Source organism: Streptomyces sp. NBC_00322 (assembly GCF_036147535.1).
Classification (GTDB): Bacteria; Actinomycetota; Actinomycetes; order Streptomycetales; family Streptomycetaceae; genus Streptomyces.
The window spans coordinates 1,238,252-1,254,474 of sequence record NZ_CP108019.1 but is presented as its reverse complement, the minus strand read 5'-3'; the positions used below and the strand labels follow the sequence as shown (position 1 = coordinate 1,254,474).

Below are 16,223 nucleotides of genomic sequence, written 5' to 3'. Positions count from 1 at the left end.
GCCGGGCCTACTGCCGAGAGCGCTTGAAGGCACGCCGGGGCGGTGTGGCGGCGCATGCCGCGCCGACCACACCGCCCGTTGACCAGAAGCAACCCGCGCTATGCGGTCACCACTTGTAGGTCCATACGGTGTCGTTGAACGAGTCGGAGCTGTTCACGTAGATCCGGATGCGGGCGGTGTCGTCCTGGAACGACTGGCCCGGCTTCCAGGTCTGCATGTCCAGCGTGGTGCAGTTCCCGGTGGGTGCGGCGGCGTTGGGGTTGCTCACCACGCGGACCGGTCCACTGCCGCTGGCGACCGAGGTGTCGACCTTGTAGATCAGTACGCCGGTGGCGCAGGCGTCGGAGTCGTTGTTGGCGGCCTTGCGGGACTCGGCGACGTAGGCCGTGGTGGCGCTGGTCTTGATCACCGCCAGCTTGTAGCCGCTGCCCCCGTACTCCACCCCGTTCAGGGTGGTGGAGTACGTGCCGTTCGTTGACAGACAGGAGACCTGGCTGTCGGTGATCCAACCGAACTTCCATGCGTGCCAGCCGAGGAACTGCGGGGCCGCGCCGCTCACGTTGCCCATGACGTCCCAGCCGCCGACGTACTGGTGCTGATCGCCGTTGAAGGCGTAGAGGTCGGGCAGGCCGAAGGTGTGGCCGGTCTCGTGGTCGGCGACCTTGTAGCCCCAATGCCACATGTCCTGTCCGAAGGTCACCGCCCACTTGATCGTCACCCAGGCGTTCGTCGACTTGTTCCAGACCCAGGTCGGATTGGCGGGGTCCTGGACCCAGGTGGGGGTGTGAGTGATCGCGGCCGCGGTGCTGGTCGGCACGATGTAGAACATGTCGTAGTTGGCGAGGTTGACGCCTGCGTCGGCGGCACCGGCGAGCGCGTCCTTCACATATATCCGGTGCGTGTCCCAGGAGAACCCGCGCGCCCAGTTGTAGTCGGTGGAGTTCTTCGGCATGCGCACCCAATTGCCGTGTGGGGCTTGCATGTCCAGCCAGGTCTTGCCGTTGGAGGCATTCCACAGCCAGTTGGCTGCGCCGGAAATCTGGTTGTAGTACGGGGTGAGGGGCAGGGTGGTGCCGACGGCGTCGGGGAAGTCCACGTAGATCACGCCTACGCGCTTGGTGCCGATCGGGTTCTGGAACCGGGTGTAATCGGTTTGCTGGCCCTCATCGGTGTAGCCGGTCGTGCCCTGGAGCGCACACGTGGAGGCGCTCCCGTTGTATGCATGGGCGGGGTTGGCGGGGACGGTGACCAGGGCAAGCAGAGCGAGCAGGGCGGACAGGACGATCAGGAGCGCCGCGGGGATTGGGCGCCACGTCCTGGTCGAAGAGCGCAAGATATGCCTCCGGGGGGAGTGGTCCGGGCTCGGGCCCGGCAGCTGCGACCCTTCGGCAGGCGACGTGGCGGCTGCCGATGACAGGTGGGCGGGCAGACTCGGCTCGCCGTCTCTTCGCAGCTGTTGCGATGTGGCGGAGGGCAGGTCGGCAGCTCGTTCAGGGGAGCCCTCACCTGCCCCGGGGATCGCGCCGGCGTCGGAGGTTCACCCTCCGGATCCTCTGGGCGATCGCGGGGCGTACCTGCCCGTCCAGGCTGGGTCCGCCTGGAATTGCCGCTGAGCAGGATCCGCTTGAATGTCGGTTCGGGGACATAGTGCGGGCCGGTCTGCGCCTCGGGCAGCTCTCACCTGTTCATCACATGGCGTTATGAACCTGGAAATCCGCCGCCTGTGGCACACCGTACGTGCATGCCCGGTCACTGCTTGAGAGCCCCCGTATGACTACCGCAATGCGCTACCCATCGTTTCCTCCACTTAATGGGTGCGCTTACGCGTTGATCTCTTTGTGGCTGCCGGCGTTCTGTGGAGACAGATGTTCAAGGCATCCGGAATGCGAAAGGGCGGCAGGATCATGACGATCGATGAAGTGGACGGCCCGCTGATCAGCCGCCCGGCCTACGGCCTGGCCCACCCCACCCGCCTGGTTCCCAGGCCGTACCGAGGTGAGACCAGATCTCAATGGTTCGATCGCCATCCGGCCTCCGTGGCCGCCGCTCGGAGTTTCACCCGCGACACCCTGGTCGAACAGCCCCTTGAGGAATCGGAAACCGTCGAGCTGCTCGTGAGCGAACTGGTGACCAATGCTGTGCGCCACGGAGCCGGCCCGATCCTGCTCAGTGTGACTGTCCGCGGCACGTCACTGCGGTGCGAAGTCACCGATGCGCATCCGGCTTTCCCCTGCCTCAAAGCAGCCGGCGCCGACGACGAATCCGGTCGAGGCATGCGGTTGCTCCATGCGCTGTCCCACCGCTGTGGCGTCCGTACGGCTCACCAAGGAAAGACGGTCTGGTTCGAACTGCAGGCTCCTGGCCTGGCCGAAGCCTCCGTCCCGGCTTCCGTCCCCGCCCTCGGCTGCTTCGCCCAGGCGTAACGGCGCGGCCCCGCCGCTGACGTGCCGGTCGGCAATCGCATAACTCCGGGTTATGGGCTTTCGGGATCTCCCCGACGGCGCACAAGTGGCCACATGCTGAGCGAGCCACGCCGCTCGGACGCTGTGCCTCCTTCCCGCTCTCACCCACGAGCCGAGGGCACGTCGACGCCCACGGACAGTACCCCTTCCGCATGAGGGAGAACGGCTGCCTGGCAGTCCCTGAAGCCACGGCCTCCATGGTCGGCCGGGACGCTCGTACCACCTCATGATCGGAGCACCGATGAGCATTGCCTGCGATCCCCCAGAGACGGCCACGACCGGACCTGGCGCCGGCGGGCAGCGGCCGTTGACGGACGTTCGGAACACAGCCGCTGCACCCCGATCCCCGGACACGCATGACTCCGCATGTCATTGCGGGCAGTCGTTGGTCTGCTGCGACGGTTGCGGGGCCCTGCGTTGCCTTGATTGCGACCCCTACCGTTCCGATGACTGCAGCTTCGGCCTCTGAGCCTTCCCGCGGCGGCGCCGCTACCGAGGAGGACCCGGTCGGTGGCTCACTCCCGACGGGAGGTGGACCGGGATGCTTCATCGTCGTCGGGAGCGACGTGGCGCGCAGGGTCTGCGGCTCGTTGAAGTCGGCCGGTCACCAGGTGTGCCACCTGGCTCAGCCGACGGACGAGGATCTGCGCCGGGCGCTGGATCGGGAGGTGGCAGGCGTCGCGATCCTGCTCGATGACGATGTCGAGTCCCTGCGCTATGCCCTTGCGGTGGAGCACATTCGTCCAAACGTCCCGCTGGTGGTGACGATCTTCGACCGGACGGTTGCCGAGCAACTGGTACGTGTGGTCCCGAACTGCCGGGTCACCTCCCCGGCGGATGTCGTCGCGCCGACCTTCCTGGCCGCATGCGTCGAGTCCGGCCTACTGGCCCTCACCCGGACCTCTTCCGGCCACGTCGCCGCCCGCCTGGAGGGGGACAGCGTCCGCCTCGAGCCCTACAGGCCACCGCGCTCCCTGAGGTATCGGGCACGGCTGGGGAGGATGCGGGGGCAGCTTCGGCCGCACGACAGCAGCTCGCGGATCACGCTGACGGGCCTCGCCGGGCTTCTCGCGGTGCTGTTCCTGGACTGGCTCTGGTCCGTGGCCCTCGACCACCGACCGCCGGTCGAGGCCCTGTTCGAGGCGGCGCGAACGGTGTCGACTGTCGGCCCCGTGTCCGCGCACGGCTCGGACACGTACCTGGTGTTCTCCAGTGTCGCCATGCTCCTCTCCATAGGGTTCACCGCCGTGTTCACCGCAGGCCTGATCGATCGTCTGCTGGCTCCGCGTTCGGTCGGCATCGTGGGTCCCCGGGCCCTTCCTCGGGCGGGCCATGTGGTGGTCGTCGGGCTGGGACAGGTGGGTCTGCGGCTCTGTACGCAGGTGCAGGACCTGGGCATCGGGGTGGTCGCCGTGGAGCGGGACCCGGCAGCTCCCAACCTCCGGCTGGCCAGGGCGCTTGGAGTGCCCGTCGTCGTCGCCGACGCGACGGACAGGTTCGTGCTGCGCGAACTCGGCCTCCACAAGGCGCAGGCGATGGCCGCCGTCGCCTCGGACGACTTGGACAACATCGCGGTCTCCGTGGCCGCCCTGGCGGTCGCGCCTGATCTGCGCGTGGTCATCCGCGCGGGCGACCACGAGGCCATCGCAGAGACCCGTTCGTTGTTCAGAATCGGCCTCGTCCACGACCTCAACAGCCTGTGCGCCGCGTACACGAGCGCAAGCCTGTGCGGACTGCAGCCGCGCGGCGTGGTGGCACACGGAAAACGGCTCCTGGTGGAACGTGCGGACGGAGACTTCGTGCCCTGGCCACAGGCGGACCGGTGCGGCCACGAGTAGTTCTAAGATTCCAGGACGTCGCATGCGAGCACGGCGTCGGCTCGCGCGTTTCGGGCGTGCGTCGTACCAGGACGCCCGACGCCGACGAGGTCGTCGAAGCCGGGATGGGCGCATTGCGCGACTTGGCGGCCTGAAGGACAAACCCGGCCGGGACGGCGGCCGGCTCAGCAGATCCGCGGGAGCAGTTCGCCCAGCGGAATGTCCACCACCCGGCGGGCACCGACCAGGGCCCGGATGACCACTCGGCCGGGCCACCCCTCGCGCGGTACCTGCCCGATGCGTACCGCTCCCGAGCCCTCCGACGACCTCGCGGTCGGGGAGTTCGGCGGCCAGGCGTACGGCGCCCATGGGCGTGTAGACGACCCGGACGTCCGCGCCCCTGGCGCGCAGCGAGAGGAGATCGGTGCTGCTGCCGGGGACGCGCAGCATGTCCCCGAAGCTGGTGAGGATCACTCCGGGGCGGGCTGCGACGGCAATGGCCCGGTCCAGTGTCTCCAGCGGGGTGACGCACACGGGGCAGCCGGGCCCGTGCACCATCCGGATGCCGGCGGGCAGCAGTTCGTCGACGCCCTGGCGGACGAGGCTGTGGGTCTGCCCGCCGCACACCTCCATGATCTGCCAGGGCGCGGTCGCGGTCCGGTGCAGCTCGTCCAGCAGCTGCCGGGCGAGAGCCGGATCGCGGTACTCGTCGAGCTACTTCATGACGGGGCCTGTGCGCCCTCGGCGGCGTCGGGGTGCCGGTGCGGACTCGTCAGGTCGAACTCGACATCCACCACGCCCTCGACGGCCTGCACCAGGCGGGCTGCGACGGGCACGAGAGCGGTGTCGCGGATGCGTCCCGTGAGGGTCACCACACCTTCCTCCACCTTTACCCGGACGGGTTCCGGCTGCGTGGGGAAGAGGAGGGCCACCACGTCCTTGCGGACTTCTTCGGCGATGTCCTTGTCGTCCCGCAGGAAGACCTTCAACAGGTCGGCGCGGCTGACGATGCCCTCGAGCATGCCTATGTCGTTGACGACGGGCAGTCGCTTGACCTTGCGCTGCGCCATGACCCGCGCAGCCTGCGGGAGGGTCGCGGCCGGGTGGGTGGTGACGGCAGGGGCGGACATGAGCTCCTCGGCCGTCACCGCTCCGGCCTTGGCGAGATCGGGCAGCCGCCGCAGCTGGGTGTAGCGGCCCGCGTCGCTCTCCCGGAACTCCTCCTTGGGCAGTAGATCGGCCTCGGACACGACGCCGATCACTCGGCCCTCGCCTTCCAGGACCGGAAGGGCGCTGACCTTCCACCGCGCCATGGTCGTCACGATCTCCTTGAACGTCGCCTCGCGGCTGACGGCCACGACAGCGTGGGTCATCACATCACTCACGATGTGCGGGGTGCCGTGCATGGTGCCCTCCTGGTCGGATCGGTCAGCTGCGATGGATGGTCAGGTCGAGGAAGTGGGTCGTGAGCGCCGGATCGAAGCCCGCTTCGGCTGCGGGCCCGGAGCCCATGGAGGCGCAGAAGCAAGTGGCCCCGGGTTCCGTGCATTCGGCGGCGATCAGCAGCGCGCCTGTCCGCCGCCCCGCGTACCCGTCGTCGCGGAAGCCGGCCGCCGGCCAGCACCCGGTCCTGGATCGCGATGGCCCGCAGATCGCAGGGCCGTACGCCCAGAAATGCATACGAGGTGGCAGGCGCTTCCGTGGCCCGTATCGCCGGCTCACCGTCGGGTCCACGGTCCCCGCTCCACAGCTTCTCCCGCTGCGGGTGCAGGAACGTCTTCCACGACTGGGGCCCCGCACTGTGCGCCAAGGCTGCCCCGTCCTCGCGCGGGCGCAGCCGGTAGTGACCGGCCTCCAGCTCGACGCCCCACCCGAAGGGCAGTTCGTCGGCGGAGGCCGGCTCGGCGAGGAAGACCGCTCCGTCCCGGACCGTGGGTCCGACGACAGTGCGCCCCTGCGTGACGAGCAGCCTGATGAGCGCGTCGAGCCCGCTTCTGTCGAGAACAGCTGCCGGAGTGTCATCCATGTCGTCCCCCTGGACGTACGTATGAGGCTGACACCCTCAGCGTCCAGCAAGCGCCGCACCGCCACTACGGGTCGCCCGGCCCTTGGCCTGGGTCGTTCGGCCCTCAAAAGGGAAGCTCGGCACCCTGTGTCCCGCCCTGCGCCGCTATGTGATGGAAGGGAGATACGAGGCCCACAGCCGAGCGGGACAGGGCCCGCACATCGGTCGGGTCGTCCACGCGGTGATGCACCATGCCGGATGCCCGTGGCGATCGTCTCTCATGAGTGAGGCTCTCTGAGCGAGTCCCAGGACCCTGCGCCGACCGGCCATGAAGAGAGGTGGCCCGGGTGACCCACGTCGCGGGCCATGTGGCCCTCGCGCCCGGAGCCCTACCCGGTCCCACATGGGAAGTACCGGCTCTGGGAGGTACTCATGAACGCCGACGCGACCATCGACATGGGCCCGGCACGCACTGACTGCCCCGATCCGGAGTCCCCGGCGCGCTTCGCCCGTTGCTGGACGCTCGTCTCGCCAGGCGTCGGCGTGGTCCTGCGCGCAACGCTTCAGGCGGTCAAGAAGGCGGCAGAGGGAGAGACGGCACGGTCCGCATCCGCGGACGCCCGAGGTTCTGGAGGAGATGAGACGTGATGCGTGTCGTGATCGTGTACGAGAGTCTGTTCGGCAATACCCGCCAGGTCGCCGAGGCGATCTCGGATGGTGTGCGCGAGTCCCGGCCGGACGCCGAGATCGACTGTTTGACAGTGGAGGAGGCGAACGCGGAGCGAGTCGGGGCGGCCGACCTGCTCGTGGTGGGAGGCCCGACCCATATGCGGGGCATGACGTCCGGTCTCACCCGGAAGATGGGGCTGCAGGCCGAGCAGAAGGAGAGCGAGGGTGACCAGGAGAAACCCCGGCACGAGCCGGAGGAGGGCGCGGAGGGCCCGGGGGTTCGGGATTGGTTCCACGGGCTGTCCAAGACCCGCAACGGTGCCCGAGCCGCAGCCTTCGACACCCGTGCGGACTTCCGTCTGGCCGGCGGCGCCGCACACGCCATAGCGCGCAAGCTGCGCAGTCACGGCTACCAACTGACGGCCGAACCCGAAGGCTTCATCATCGAGGACACCGAAGGCCCGCTGCGGGAAGGGGAACTCGACCGGGCCAAGGCTTGGGGCGCGGCACTGGACTGATTCATCCCGCCCGATCCGTGGGCCGCGCCGAAGCCGGTGCCACCCTTGTCACCGGATGAGCGCGCGCTGCCTTGGACGGCGTGCCGTGCGGCCCACACCGCGCCGCGAGGGGGCGACGCCGCTCAGTACAGCGAGGCCGGCCACTGGCCGAAGACGGCGGCGAGGACCCCGGCGTCCAGCAGCACACCCACCAGGAGCCAGGGGTGGAACCAAACCGCCTTGAGGACCAGGCCGGACGCGGCCGCGGCGACGGCGGCAGCCGGCCAGCCGCCGCTGTGCGCGGCCGCCGCCGCGCCGGCGATGACGTACAGCAGCGCGGTGACGGCGGCGAGGGACACGGCCGAGACATTGACCGCCGACCGCGGCATACCGGATTCCGCAAGGACCCAAGAATGCGTCGGCGAGAACGACATGGGGCGCTCGGGGCCGGCCGGTCCGGCCCACACCACGAGATGGACAAGGCCGTGGGCAATCAGGAAGACGGCGACGAGTGCGGTGATCACCGTTGCGGCTCCTGTTCCTCGCCGCCCAGGCCGAGGCGGAACGGCGGGTGGACATCGGTCATGGTGTGATCTCCTTCGGCTTGTGCGGACATGCCGGCTGTCCCGGAAGCGCCGGGAGTCGCGCGGGGAACAACTCTGAGCCGAGCGGGGATGGCTGGCGGCGTCCGCAAGAAGGACGCGGACGGCGAGCGGGGGCGTAAGCCGGGGCGTCTCATGTCGGCGGCGCCGGCCCCGCCCCTTCGCCGATTTCCTTTGCAATGCTGCGGGCCCAGGCTCGTATCCGCTCCATGTCGCGGAAGTCACCGCCTCGCCCCTGCTTGACGATCATCCGGGCGACGAAGCCCCGGGCTCCCTCCTCGAGTCGGCCGCCGAAGGTGACGTGCTCCCGGGCGTCGAGCAGGGTCGCCGCGCGGGCAGCGCTCCGCACCGCAGGGATGTCGCGTTCGCCCGCCGAGGCGTCCAGAGGACCGCTGCTGAACAGCCACACCGGGCGCTCGGCCAGGGCGTGCTCATGGCGGCGGGCGAAGCGTACGGCCTCGCGGTGCCAGCGGCCTGCGTACAGCGCGCCGCCGAGCACCACCGCGTCGTACCGCGAGACATCGCGGACCTCCGCCGCGGGGCGCGCCTCGGAGCGCATCCCCTCCTCGGTCAGGGCGTCGGCGATGACGCCGGCGATCTCGGCGGTCGAGCCGTTCTTCGTTCCGTACGCGACAAGCACTCTCGCGTTCATTCCGGACACCTCCTCAGTGCCTGCGCAGCCACTCCTCGCCGACGCCATAGACGCCCGGCTCGTCGGGCCGCAGATGCGAGTCGTCGATGCGGTACGTCAACTTGTCGACCACGGCCACGACTCCGTCCACATGGCTGACCATCCGCAGCGCAATCGGTACGTCGCTGCGCCGCTCCAACTGGCCGCTGAGCGTGACGACGCCTTCGCTCACGTCGACCGTCACGGTCTCCGGGTCGAGCCAGAGGGCGTTGACGATCACTTCGTCCACTACCGCGCGGCGGATCTCCTCGTCCGGCCGCAGGAAGACCTGGAGCAGATCCCGGCGGGTGACGATGCCGACCAGCCGGTCCTCCTCATCGACCACGGGCAGCCGCTTGATCCGGCGCTGCGCCATGGTCCTGGCGGCCTCCGCGATGGTCGACTCGGCCCGCACGGTGATGGCAGGCGCGGACATCAGGGTTCCCGCAGTACGCGCATGGGCCTTGTCCGCATCATGTCCCTTGGAGATGTGCAGCCGGCTGAGCCAGTGCGGCCGTCCCTGCTCGTCCAGCGCCGGTTCCTCGGCCTGCCGGGCCATCAGGTCGCTCTCCGAGATCACTCCGATGACCTTTTCGTCCTCGTCGACCACCGGCAGTCCGCTGATGCGGTGCTCGCCGAGCAGCCGGGCCACTTCCTTGAACGGAGTGTCGTACGTGACCTTGACGACGTCATCGATCATCAGCGCACCGATCTTCATGTGCTTCATGTCCATTGCTCCTCTCAGCGCAGCCGGCGCAGATACGGGTCGCGGGCTCGCCGCGGCACCAGCCGGACGCGGACATCCAGGGCCGTGATGCCGCCCGGGCGGGCGATCACGGGATTTGAGATCGGCCTCGGCGAGTTGCGGAAGATCGCAGGCCATCCGGGACAGCCGCAGCAGCAGCTGCTCCAGTCCTTCGAGGTCGACGGCGCCGCCGCCGCGGTAGCCGAAGAGCAGCGGCGCGCAGCGCGGGGAGGTATTGAGGTCGTGCACGTCGTGGTCGGTCAGCGGGGCGAGCCGGGCCGCGTGATCGGCCAGGAGCTCGGTCGCCGTACCGCCCAGGCCGAACAGGACCAGCGGGCCGAAGACTTCGTCCTGAACGACGCCGGCGAAGAGCTCGATGCCGCGTTCGGCGAGCGGCTGGACGACCACTCCGGTCATCAGGTCTCCGAAACGGGTGACCAGATCGCGGTGTGCAGCCCGCACCTGCGAGGCATTCTGAAGATCGAGGTGGACAGCGCGCTGTTCGCTCTTGTGGACCAGGCCCGGCCAGTGGGCTTTCATCACGACCCGCCCTCCCCCGGAGCTTCGCCCGGGAGGTACCCCCAGCCCCGCCAGCCGTGCCGGAGCGGCGACGGCGGCCTCTTCGTCCTCGGTCCACGCCCAGGCAATCTGCGGGATGCCGTAGTGGCCAAGGAGTTCGGCCGTCGCACGGAGGTCGAGCCAGCCGTCGTCGGGGTGTTCGGCGAGGAAGGCGTCGGCCATTGCTTTCGCCGCGGCGTGGTCCACGTCCGCGAGCTCGGGGACCGTGCCCTCCGGGCCGGCGCGCCAGCGTGCGTACGTCACGGCGTGCGCCAGGGCGCGGGCCGGGGCGTGCCCAGAGTCTCCGCGCCGTACAGGTAGCCCAGTGCCATCCGGGGCGGGTGGCGCACCGCCGCCTCGGCGCCCGGCAGGGGTGCGGTGGCGAACCGGCCGACGCGCCGGTAGCCGGCCAGGTCCGCGACCGCTTTCCGCCCAGGCCACCCCGTCGTCGTGGCGGAACTCGTTGCCGACCCCGATGATGGCGATACGGGCGGAATGCGTGGAGCCGGACATGATTCCTCTCCCTTTCCTCTCCCCTCGCTGCGTTCGCCTCCAGCCTGCGTGCGGACCTGCCGGGGAGCGTTGGGCCGAAGGGCCCCAGGAAGGGTCTGAGTGGCCCCTGCGCACCCGACCGCGCACACGCCAGGCTCAACGGGCAAGGCACGAAGCCGAGCCCTGCACAGGAGGTGCGGATCATGCATCGACACGTCGTCGCCGGAATCGACGGATCCCCCGAGAGCCTCGCAGCCGCCCACTGGGCGGCCCGTGAGGCGCTGCGCCGCGGCCTGTCGCTGCGGCTGGTGCACGCCTGGCAGTGGCAGCCGCGTCCGCCCGTCTACGTACCCGCCGGCACGACCCAGCGGTACTGGGCGCACCGGACCCTCAGCCAGGCGAGCGACAGCGTGCGTGCCGCGCACCCCACGCTGCACCTCACCGACGAGTCGGTGGCCGAATCGCCGGTCACCGCCCTGCTCACGGCGGCCGAGCAGGCCGAGATGCTGGTACTCGGGTCCCGAGGACTCAGCGGCGTCGCGGGGTTCCTTGTCGGCTCGGTGTCCCAGGCGGTCGTCGCGCGGGCGGCTCGCCCCGTGGTCCTCGTACGCGCCGGTGAGGAAGCGGCCGACGAACAGTTCCCGGCCCCGGAGGGAGCCTCCCCGGACGGGGACTCGGTCAATACCTCGTACCGGAACATTGTCCTCGGCCTCGACACCAGCAGCCCGTGCGACGAACTGATCGAGTTCGCCTTCGACGTCGCACAGCACCGTCGTGCCGCGCTGCGCGTGATCCACACCTTCAGCGCCCCGCCGCCGTATGCCGCCATCGACCAACTCGTCCCGACGCCCGGCCCGGAACTGCTCGCAGAGCACGAACACGCCGTGAGCGCGGCGCTGCACCCGTGGCGGGAAAAGTTCCCCGAGGTCACTGTCACCGGGACCGTCACCGAAGGCCGGGCGGCCTCCGAGCTGACGCGCGCCTCGACCGGGGCGGGCCTGGTCGTCGTCGGGCGCCGGATCCGGAGCGGGCACGTCGGCATCCACATCGGCCCCGTCGCCCATGCGGTGCTGCACCACGTCGGCTGCCCCGTGGCCGTCGTCCCGCACGTCTGACCCACCTCGGCAGGAGATCGAGACCCATGAGGCAGTACGTGTACGGATTCGGCGAGGGCAGCCGTGAGATGGCGGACCTGCTGGGCGGCAAGGGCGCCAACCTGGCCGAGATGACCCGGCTGGGGTTGCCCGTGCCTCCTGGGTTCACCGTCACCACGCAGGCCTGCCGTGAGTACTTGGCCGCCGGCGAGGAACCGGTGGAGCTCGGGGTGCAGGTCGCGCGGGCACTCGCGGATCTGGAGCGGCGAGTCGGCCGGCGGCTGGGCGAGAGCGACAACCCGTTGCTGCTGTCAGTGCGTTCGGGCAGCAGGTTCTCGATGCCCGGCATGATGGAGACGATCCTCGACATCGGCCTGAGCAACGCATCCGTACGCGGACTCGCCAAGGCCACCGGACAGGAGCGGTTCGCCTGGGACTCGTACCGCCGGCTGCTGCAGATGTTCGGCCGCACGGTGCTGGGCATCGGCCCGGAGCTGTTCGAGGACGCCCTGTCCCGGCACAGGGCCGACCGCGGCGTGGCGAGCGACACCGGGCTCGACGCGCATGATCTCGCCGTGCTGGCCGACGAGTTCAAGACGCTGATCCGGGAGGCGACCGGTGAGGAGTTCCCACAGGACCCGGTCGAGCAGCTGTACCAGGCGATCCGTGCCGTCTTCCGTTCCTGGAACGGCGAGCGGGCCCGCCTCTACCGCAGGCGCGAGCACATTTCCGACGACCTGGGCACCGCCGTCAACATCCAGGTGAGGGGTGACCCGGACTCCATCCACTTCTTCCACGACGCCGGACTCGATTACGTGTCCTGCTCCCCGTTCCGAGTCCCGGTCGCCCGGCTCGAAGCGGGACGCGCCGCCATCGACGGCCGGTCGGCCTGAGCAGCCCGTGCCATCAGGCTTGTCTGCGGAACGGGCGGGGCGTGAACTCGTCGGAGAGCAAGCGTTCGCGGGCGCAGCCCGCCGGGCGGTCACTCGGCCTGGTCGTTCCCCTGGGCGCGGCTCCACTGCCGGTATGCGGCCACGGCGGTCGGCAGCGTGGGGAAGATCCGGCCGGGGCCGACCGATTCGGTCAGCCCGTACGCGTCCAGATCTTCTCGAAGCTCCTGTTTCACGCGGGCGAGTGCGAAGACGGTGCCGCGACCGGTCAGTTCGTGGCGCAGCGATTCGACCGCGTCCAGCGCGGTGATGTCCACCTCCACATTGGCCTCGGTGTTGAGGACGAACCACGAGACGTGACCTTCCTGCTCGTCCACGGAGGCCAGGGCGCGGCGTCTGAAGTCCTCGGCGTTGGCGAAGAACAGCGGCGAGTCGTAGCGGTAGACGAGCAGCCCGGGGATGGTGCGGGCCTGCGGATAGTCGTCCACGTCGTGCATCCCGGCCACACCGGGCACCAGGCCCTCGACGGCGTCGTGCGGTCGGGCCACCCGCGCCAGCAGCTCGGCCACCGAGAGGCCGACCGCCACCAGCACGCCGTACAGGATGTCCAGGGCCAGCACGCCGGCCAGGCAGCCGAGCGCCAGCAGCAGTTCCCGGCGGCGGAAGGAGGCCAGCCGCCGGAACCCCGCCAGGTCGATCATGCGGACGGCGGCGTAGACGACCAGTGCGCCGAGCACGGGCACGGGCGTGTCCGCCAGAAGTGGGCTGAGGAAGAGCAGCACCGCCAGCACGGCCGCGCACGCGACGAGTGAGTACGCCTGGCTGCGGCCGCCCGCCGAATCGGCGAGCGCGGTACGGCTGGCGCTGCTGCTCACCGGGAAGCCGTGCAGGACGCCGGCGCCGAGGTTCGCCGCGCCCAGGGCCAGCAGTTCCTGGTTGGCGTCGAGCCGTTGGCCCCCGTCGCGTCCTGCGAAGGCCCGTGCCGTGAGGATCACATCGGTGTAGGCGACGAGGAGGACTCCGAGTGCGGGCAGCAGCAGGTGTGGCAGCTCGCCCAAGTCCGGTACCTCGGGCCGGGGGAGTCCCGCAGGGATCTCGCCGATCACCGCGATGCCGTGGTCCTCGAGGCCGAATGCCGCCACGGCGGCGGTTGAGAGGACGAGAGCCAGCAGCGGGGCGGGCACGGCGTGGGCGTACCGCGAGAGGGCGAAGAGAAAGATCAGCGTGGCCGCGGCGAAGAGGGTTGTCGCCGCGTGGATCTGAGGAAGATGCCGTACGAAGGAGGCGAGCTGGGGGAAGAATCCGGACCCCTCGGTTCGTACCCCGGTGAGCTTGGGCAGCTGGTCCACGATCAGGATGAGCGCCACGCCGGCCAGATAGCCGATCAGGACCGGCCGCGACAGCAGATCGGCGACGAAACCCAGCCGTACCGCCCACGCCACCAGGCACAGCAGCCCGACCGCGACGGCGAGCGTAGCCGCCAGCACGGCATACCTGCCTGGATCTCCGGCGGCGAGCGGCCCGACCACCGCGGCGGTCATCAGCGCGGTCGTCGACTCGGGGCCGACCGAAAGCAGCCGTGACGAGCCCAGCAGGGCGTACAGCACCAGTGCGGGAAGGATCGCCCACAGCCCGGCGACCGGCGGCAGCCCGGCCACGCCCGCGTACGCCATGACCTGTGGCACGAGATACGCCGCCACCGTCACCCCGGCCAGCAGGTCCCCGCGCAGCCAGGAGCGCTCGTATCCCACGAGTACGGCCATCCCGGGCACCAGGCGCCACCTCGGGCCGCCCGTACCGGTCCGCTGGGACATGGGACTCCTTTCGTCGCGGCCCCTCAGCATCCCGCCGCCCCCGCGCAGTCGCGAGGGCCGACCGGCCCCATGATCCGCTTCCGTACCCCAACGAGCCCCGGAACCAGGGCCGTTCAGCCCCCGCAGTACCGCCCTTCGGCCTCCGGCGTCCCGGGCGCCGGGCCACGACAGTGAGCGATGTCAGGACCGACCCGGCATCCTCCGAAGGGAACACCACCATGGCTGTGCACGAGCACCCCCACAAGCGCCCCGTCTTCCACTTTCCCTCGTGGCGCAGGACCAGGACCGCCTCCGCGACGGCCGCCGGAACACGGACCCCGCCGGCCTACGCCATCGCGGCCTTGCGCCTCCTGACCGGCTTCGCCTTCCTGTGGGCGTTTCTCGACAAGACCTTCGGCTGGGGCTATGCCACCCCGTCCGGCAAGGGCTGGACCGACGGCGGTTCGCCGACCAAGGGTTTCCTGAGCTCCGTCGCAGCCGGGCCGATGGAGTCCACGTTCCACGACTGGGCAGGTGCCGCCTGGGCGGACTGGCTGTTCATGCTCGGCCTGCTCGGCATCGGTGCCGCCCTGCTGACCGGTACCGCGCTGCGCCTGGCGGCACTCGCCGGCACGGCGATGATGGCGCTGATGTGGCTCGCGGAGTGGCCGCCTGCCCAGCACCTGTCCGACGGCTCGCCGAGCATGTCCACCAACCCCGTCGTGGAGTACCACGTCATCTATGCGGCCGCCCTTGTCGCCCTCGCCCTGACGTCCGCGGGCGAGACCTGGGGGCTCGGCCGGATCTGGGCGCGACTGCCGTTCGTACGCCGCAACGGCTGGCTGCGCTGACCCCTGTGCCACCTTCCGAGGAGGGGGCTGCCGGTCCCCGGTCGCCGGTCGCCCAGGTATGGGCCGACCGGCCCGGGCCGGGGACCTGCGGCCCCTCCAGGACACCCGCCGAGTCAACGACGCTGGAAGCGGTCGTCCGACAGATCCGCCCGCCATCCAGGAGGTACGCATCATGTCCCGCACCGTCACCGTCGGCCTGGACGGCTCGAACGAGAGCCTGGCCGCCGCCGAATGGGCCGCCCGCGAAGCGCGGCTGCGCGGTCTGCCGCTTCGGCTCGTCAACGTCTGGGAACCGCAGTCCTACATTCAGGCTCCGCTCCTGGGCGGCGAGACGCTGCAGCACTGGGCGGAGCGTATTCCCCGCGAGACGGCCGACGAGCTGCGGCTCCGTCACCCCGATATGGAGATCACCGCGGATCAGGTCGCCGGCCGGCCCGGTGCCGTCCTGCCCGACGAGGCCCGGGGCGCCGAGCTGCTGGTCCTGGGCTCCCGCGGCCTGAGCGGCGTCGCCGGATTCATGGTCGGGTCCGTCGGCATGGCAACCGTGGCCCACACGGAGCGGCCCGTCGTCCTCGTACGGGCAGAGAAGAAGGCCGAGGACGAGCGCGCGCCCGGTCCCACCTCGAACCGGCCCGTTGTGCTGGGCCTCGATACCGAGCGCCCGGACGACTCGGTCATCGAATTCGCCTTCGATGCTGCTGCGCGCCGTGCCACGGCCCTGCAGGTCGTCCACTGCTGGAGCCTGCCGCCCTACTTCGCGTACGGGCTTCCTGCCGACCCGAGGATGAACGCCCAACTGGCTGCCCACGAGGCGGACTCCCTGGCCGAGACACTGCGCCCGTGGCGGCAGAAGTTCCCGGCCGTCGAGGTCGTCGAGCGGTCGAGGTCAGGCAGACCCGCCAACCACCTGGTGGACGCCTCCGGAGACGCGTCCCTGGTCGTCGTCGGCCGCCGTAGTCGCCGTTCGCCGCTCGGCGCCCACATCGGGCCCGTCACACATGCCGTGCTCCACCACGCCACCTCACCCGTTGCGGTGGTCCCCCACGACTGAGCCCAAGAAGTCCGCACTCCGAATGAG

The 16,223-nt window shown here is 70.1% G+C and carries 13 protein-coding genes and 4 pseudogenes; 8 read left to right on the top strand and 9 right to left on the bottom strand.

The genetic code is table 11. The features are described 5' to 3' along the window. Nucleotides 1-106: 106 nt before the first annotated feature. Nucleotides 107-1,333, bottom strand: a complete 1,227-nt coding sequence (locus tag OG905_RS05620) for a peptidase M6 (RefSeq protein ID WP_328666484.1) — start codon at nt 1,331-1,333, stop codon at nt 107-109. Nucleotides 1,334-1,904: 571 nt separating this feature from the next. Here OG905_RS05620 and OG905_RS05615 point away from each other — a divergent pair. Continuing rightward, a complete protein-coding gene (locus tag OG905_RS05615) occupies nt 1,905-2,423 on the top strand; it encodes an ATP-binding protein (RefSeq protein WP_328666483.1) in 519 nt (172 codons plus the stop codon). 485 nt (nt 2,424-2,908) lie between these two features. Continuing rightward, complete coding sequence (locus tag OG905_RS05610; protein WP_328666482.1) at nt 2,909-4,300, top strand: NAD-binding protein; 1,392 nt, start codon at nt 2,909-2,911, stop codon at nt 4,298-4,300. A 300-nt stretch (nt 4,301-4,600) separates the two neighbouring features. Here OG905_RS05610 and OG905_RS05605 read toward each other — a convergent pair. The 3 genes and pseudogenes from OG905_RS05605 to OG905_RS05595 all read right to left on the bottom strand — a co-directional run. Continuing rightward, nucleotides 4,601-4,957: pseudogene (locus OG905_RS05605) on the bottom strand (hydrogenase formation protein HypD); the annotation flags it as partial. 41 nt (nt 4,958-4,998) lie between these two features. After that, complete coding sequence (locus OG905_RS05600) at nt 4,999-5,685, bottom strand: CBS domain-containing protein (protein ID WP_328666481.1); 687 nt, start codon at nt 5,683-5,685, stop codon at nt 4,999-5,001. A 58-nt stretch (nt 5,686-5,743) separates the two neighbouring features. Beyond that, nucleotides 5,744-6,305 (bottom strand): annotated as a pseudogene (locus OG905_RS05595) (4Fe-4S dicluster domain-containing protein); the annotation flags it as partial. Nucleotides 6,306-6,716: 411 nt separating this feature from the next. On the opposite strand from OG905_RS05595, the gene OG905_RS05590 reads away from it, so the two are divergent. Both OG905_RS05590 and OG905_RS05585 read left to right on the top strand, forming a co-directional pair. Then, nucleotides 6,717-6,932 (top strand): hypothetical protein, encoded by a 216-nt coding sequence (locus OG905_RS05590; protein ID WP_328666480.1) that lies wholly within the window; start codon nt 6,717-6,719, stop codon nt 6,930-6,932. Continuing rightward, entirely contained in the window at nt 6,932-7,471 is a 540-nt protein-coding gene (locus OG905_RS05585) for a flavodoxin family protein (RefSeq protein ID WP_328666479.1), read from the top strand. The genes OG905_RS05590 and OG905_RS05585 overlap by 1 nt, the downstream gene beginning before the upstream one ends. Nucleotides 7,472-7,593: 122 nt before the next feature. Here OG905_RS05585 and OG905_RS05580 read toward each other — a convergent pair whose 3' ends face one another. The 4 genes and pseudogenes from OG905_RS05580 to OG905_RS05565 form a co-directional block, all read right to left on the bottom strand. Next, nucleotides 7,594-7,974: a hypothetical protein gene (locus OG905_RS05580; protein WP_328666478.1), complete on the bottom strand. Its 381-nt coding sequence runs from the start codon at nt 7,972-7,974 to the stop codon at nt 7,594-7,596. Between the two features lie 211 nt (nt 7,975-8,185). Then, nucleotides 8,186-8,704, bottom strand: coding sequence for a flavodoxin domain-containing protein (locus OG905_RS05575; RefSeq protein WP_328666477.1), 519 nt, complete (start codon nt 8,702-8,704; stop codon nt 8,186-8,188). A gap of 13 nt (nt 8,705-8,717) precedes the next feature. Continuing rightward, the gene (locus OG905_RS05570; RefSeq protein WP_443043898.1) at nt 8,718-9,449 is read right to left on the bottom strand and encodes a CBS domain-containing protein; all 732 of its coding nucleotides are present in this window, start codon (nt 9,447-9,449) and stop codon (nt 8,718-8,720) included. Between the two features lie 14 nt (nt 9,450-9,463). Continuing rightward, nucleotides 9,464-10,367: pseudogene (locus OG905_RS05565) on the bottom strand (acetate--CoA ligase family protein); the annotation flags it as partial. A gap of 353 nt (nt 10,368-10,720) precedes the next feature. Between OG905_RS05565 and OG905_RS05560 the strand changes: the two are divergent. Beyond that, complete coding sequence (locus tag OG905_RS05560; RefSeq protein ID WP_328666476.1) at nt 10,721-11,632, top strand: universal stress protein; 912 nt, start codon at nt 10,721-10,723, stop codon at nt 11,630-11,632. 26 nt (nt 11,633-11,658) lie between these two features. Further along, nucleotides 11,659-12,372 (top strand): annotated as a pseudogene (locus tag OG905_RS05555) (PEP/pyruvate-binding domain-containing protein); the annotation flags it as partial. A 221-nt stretch (nt 12,373-12,593) separates the two neighbouring features. Here the strand turns inward: OG905_RS05555 and OG905_RS05550 are convergent. Continuing rightward, the gene (locus OG905_RS05550; RefSeq protein WP_328666475.1) at nt 12,594-14,315 is read right to left on the bottom strand and encodes a SulP family inorganic anion transporter; all 1,722 of its coding nucleotides are present in this window, start codon (nt 14,313-14,315) and stop codon (nt 12,594-12,596) included. A 218-nt stretch (nt 14,316-14,533) separates the two neighbouring features. On the opposite strand from OG905_RS05550, the gene OG905_RS05545 reads away from it, so the two are divergent. Both OG905_RS05545 and OG905_RS05540 read left to right on the top strand, forming a co-directional pair. Continuing rightward, entirely contained in the window at nt 14,534-15,145 is a 612-nt protein-coding gene (locus OG905_RS05545) for a hypothetical protein (protein WP_328666474.1), read from the top strand. Between the two features lie 172 nt (nt 15,146-15,317). Then, entirely contained in the window at nt 15,318-16,196 is an 879-nt protein-coding gene (locus OG905_RS05540; protein WP_328666473.1) for a universal stress protein, read from the top strand. The last annotated feature ends 27 nt before the right edge of the window (nt 16,197-16,223 follow it).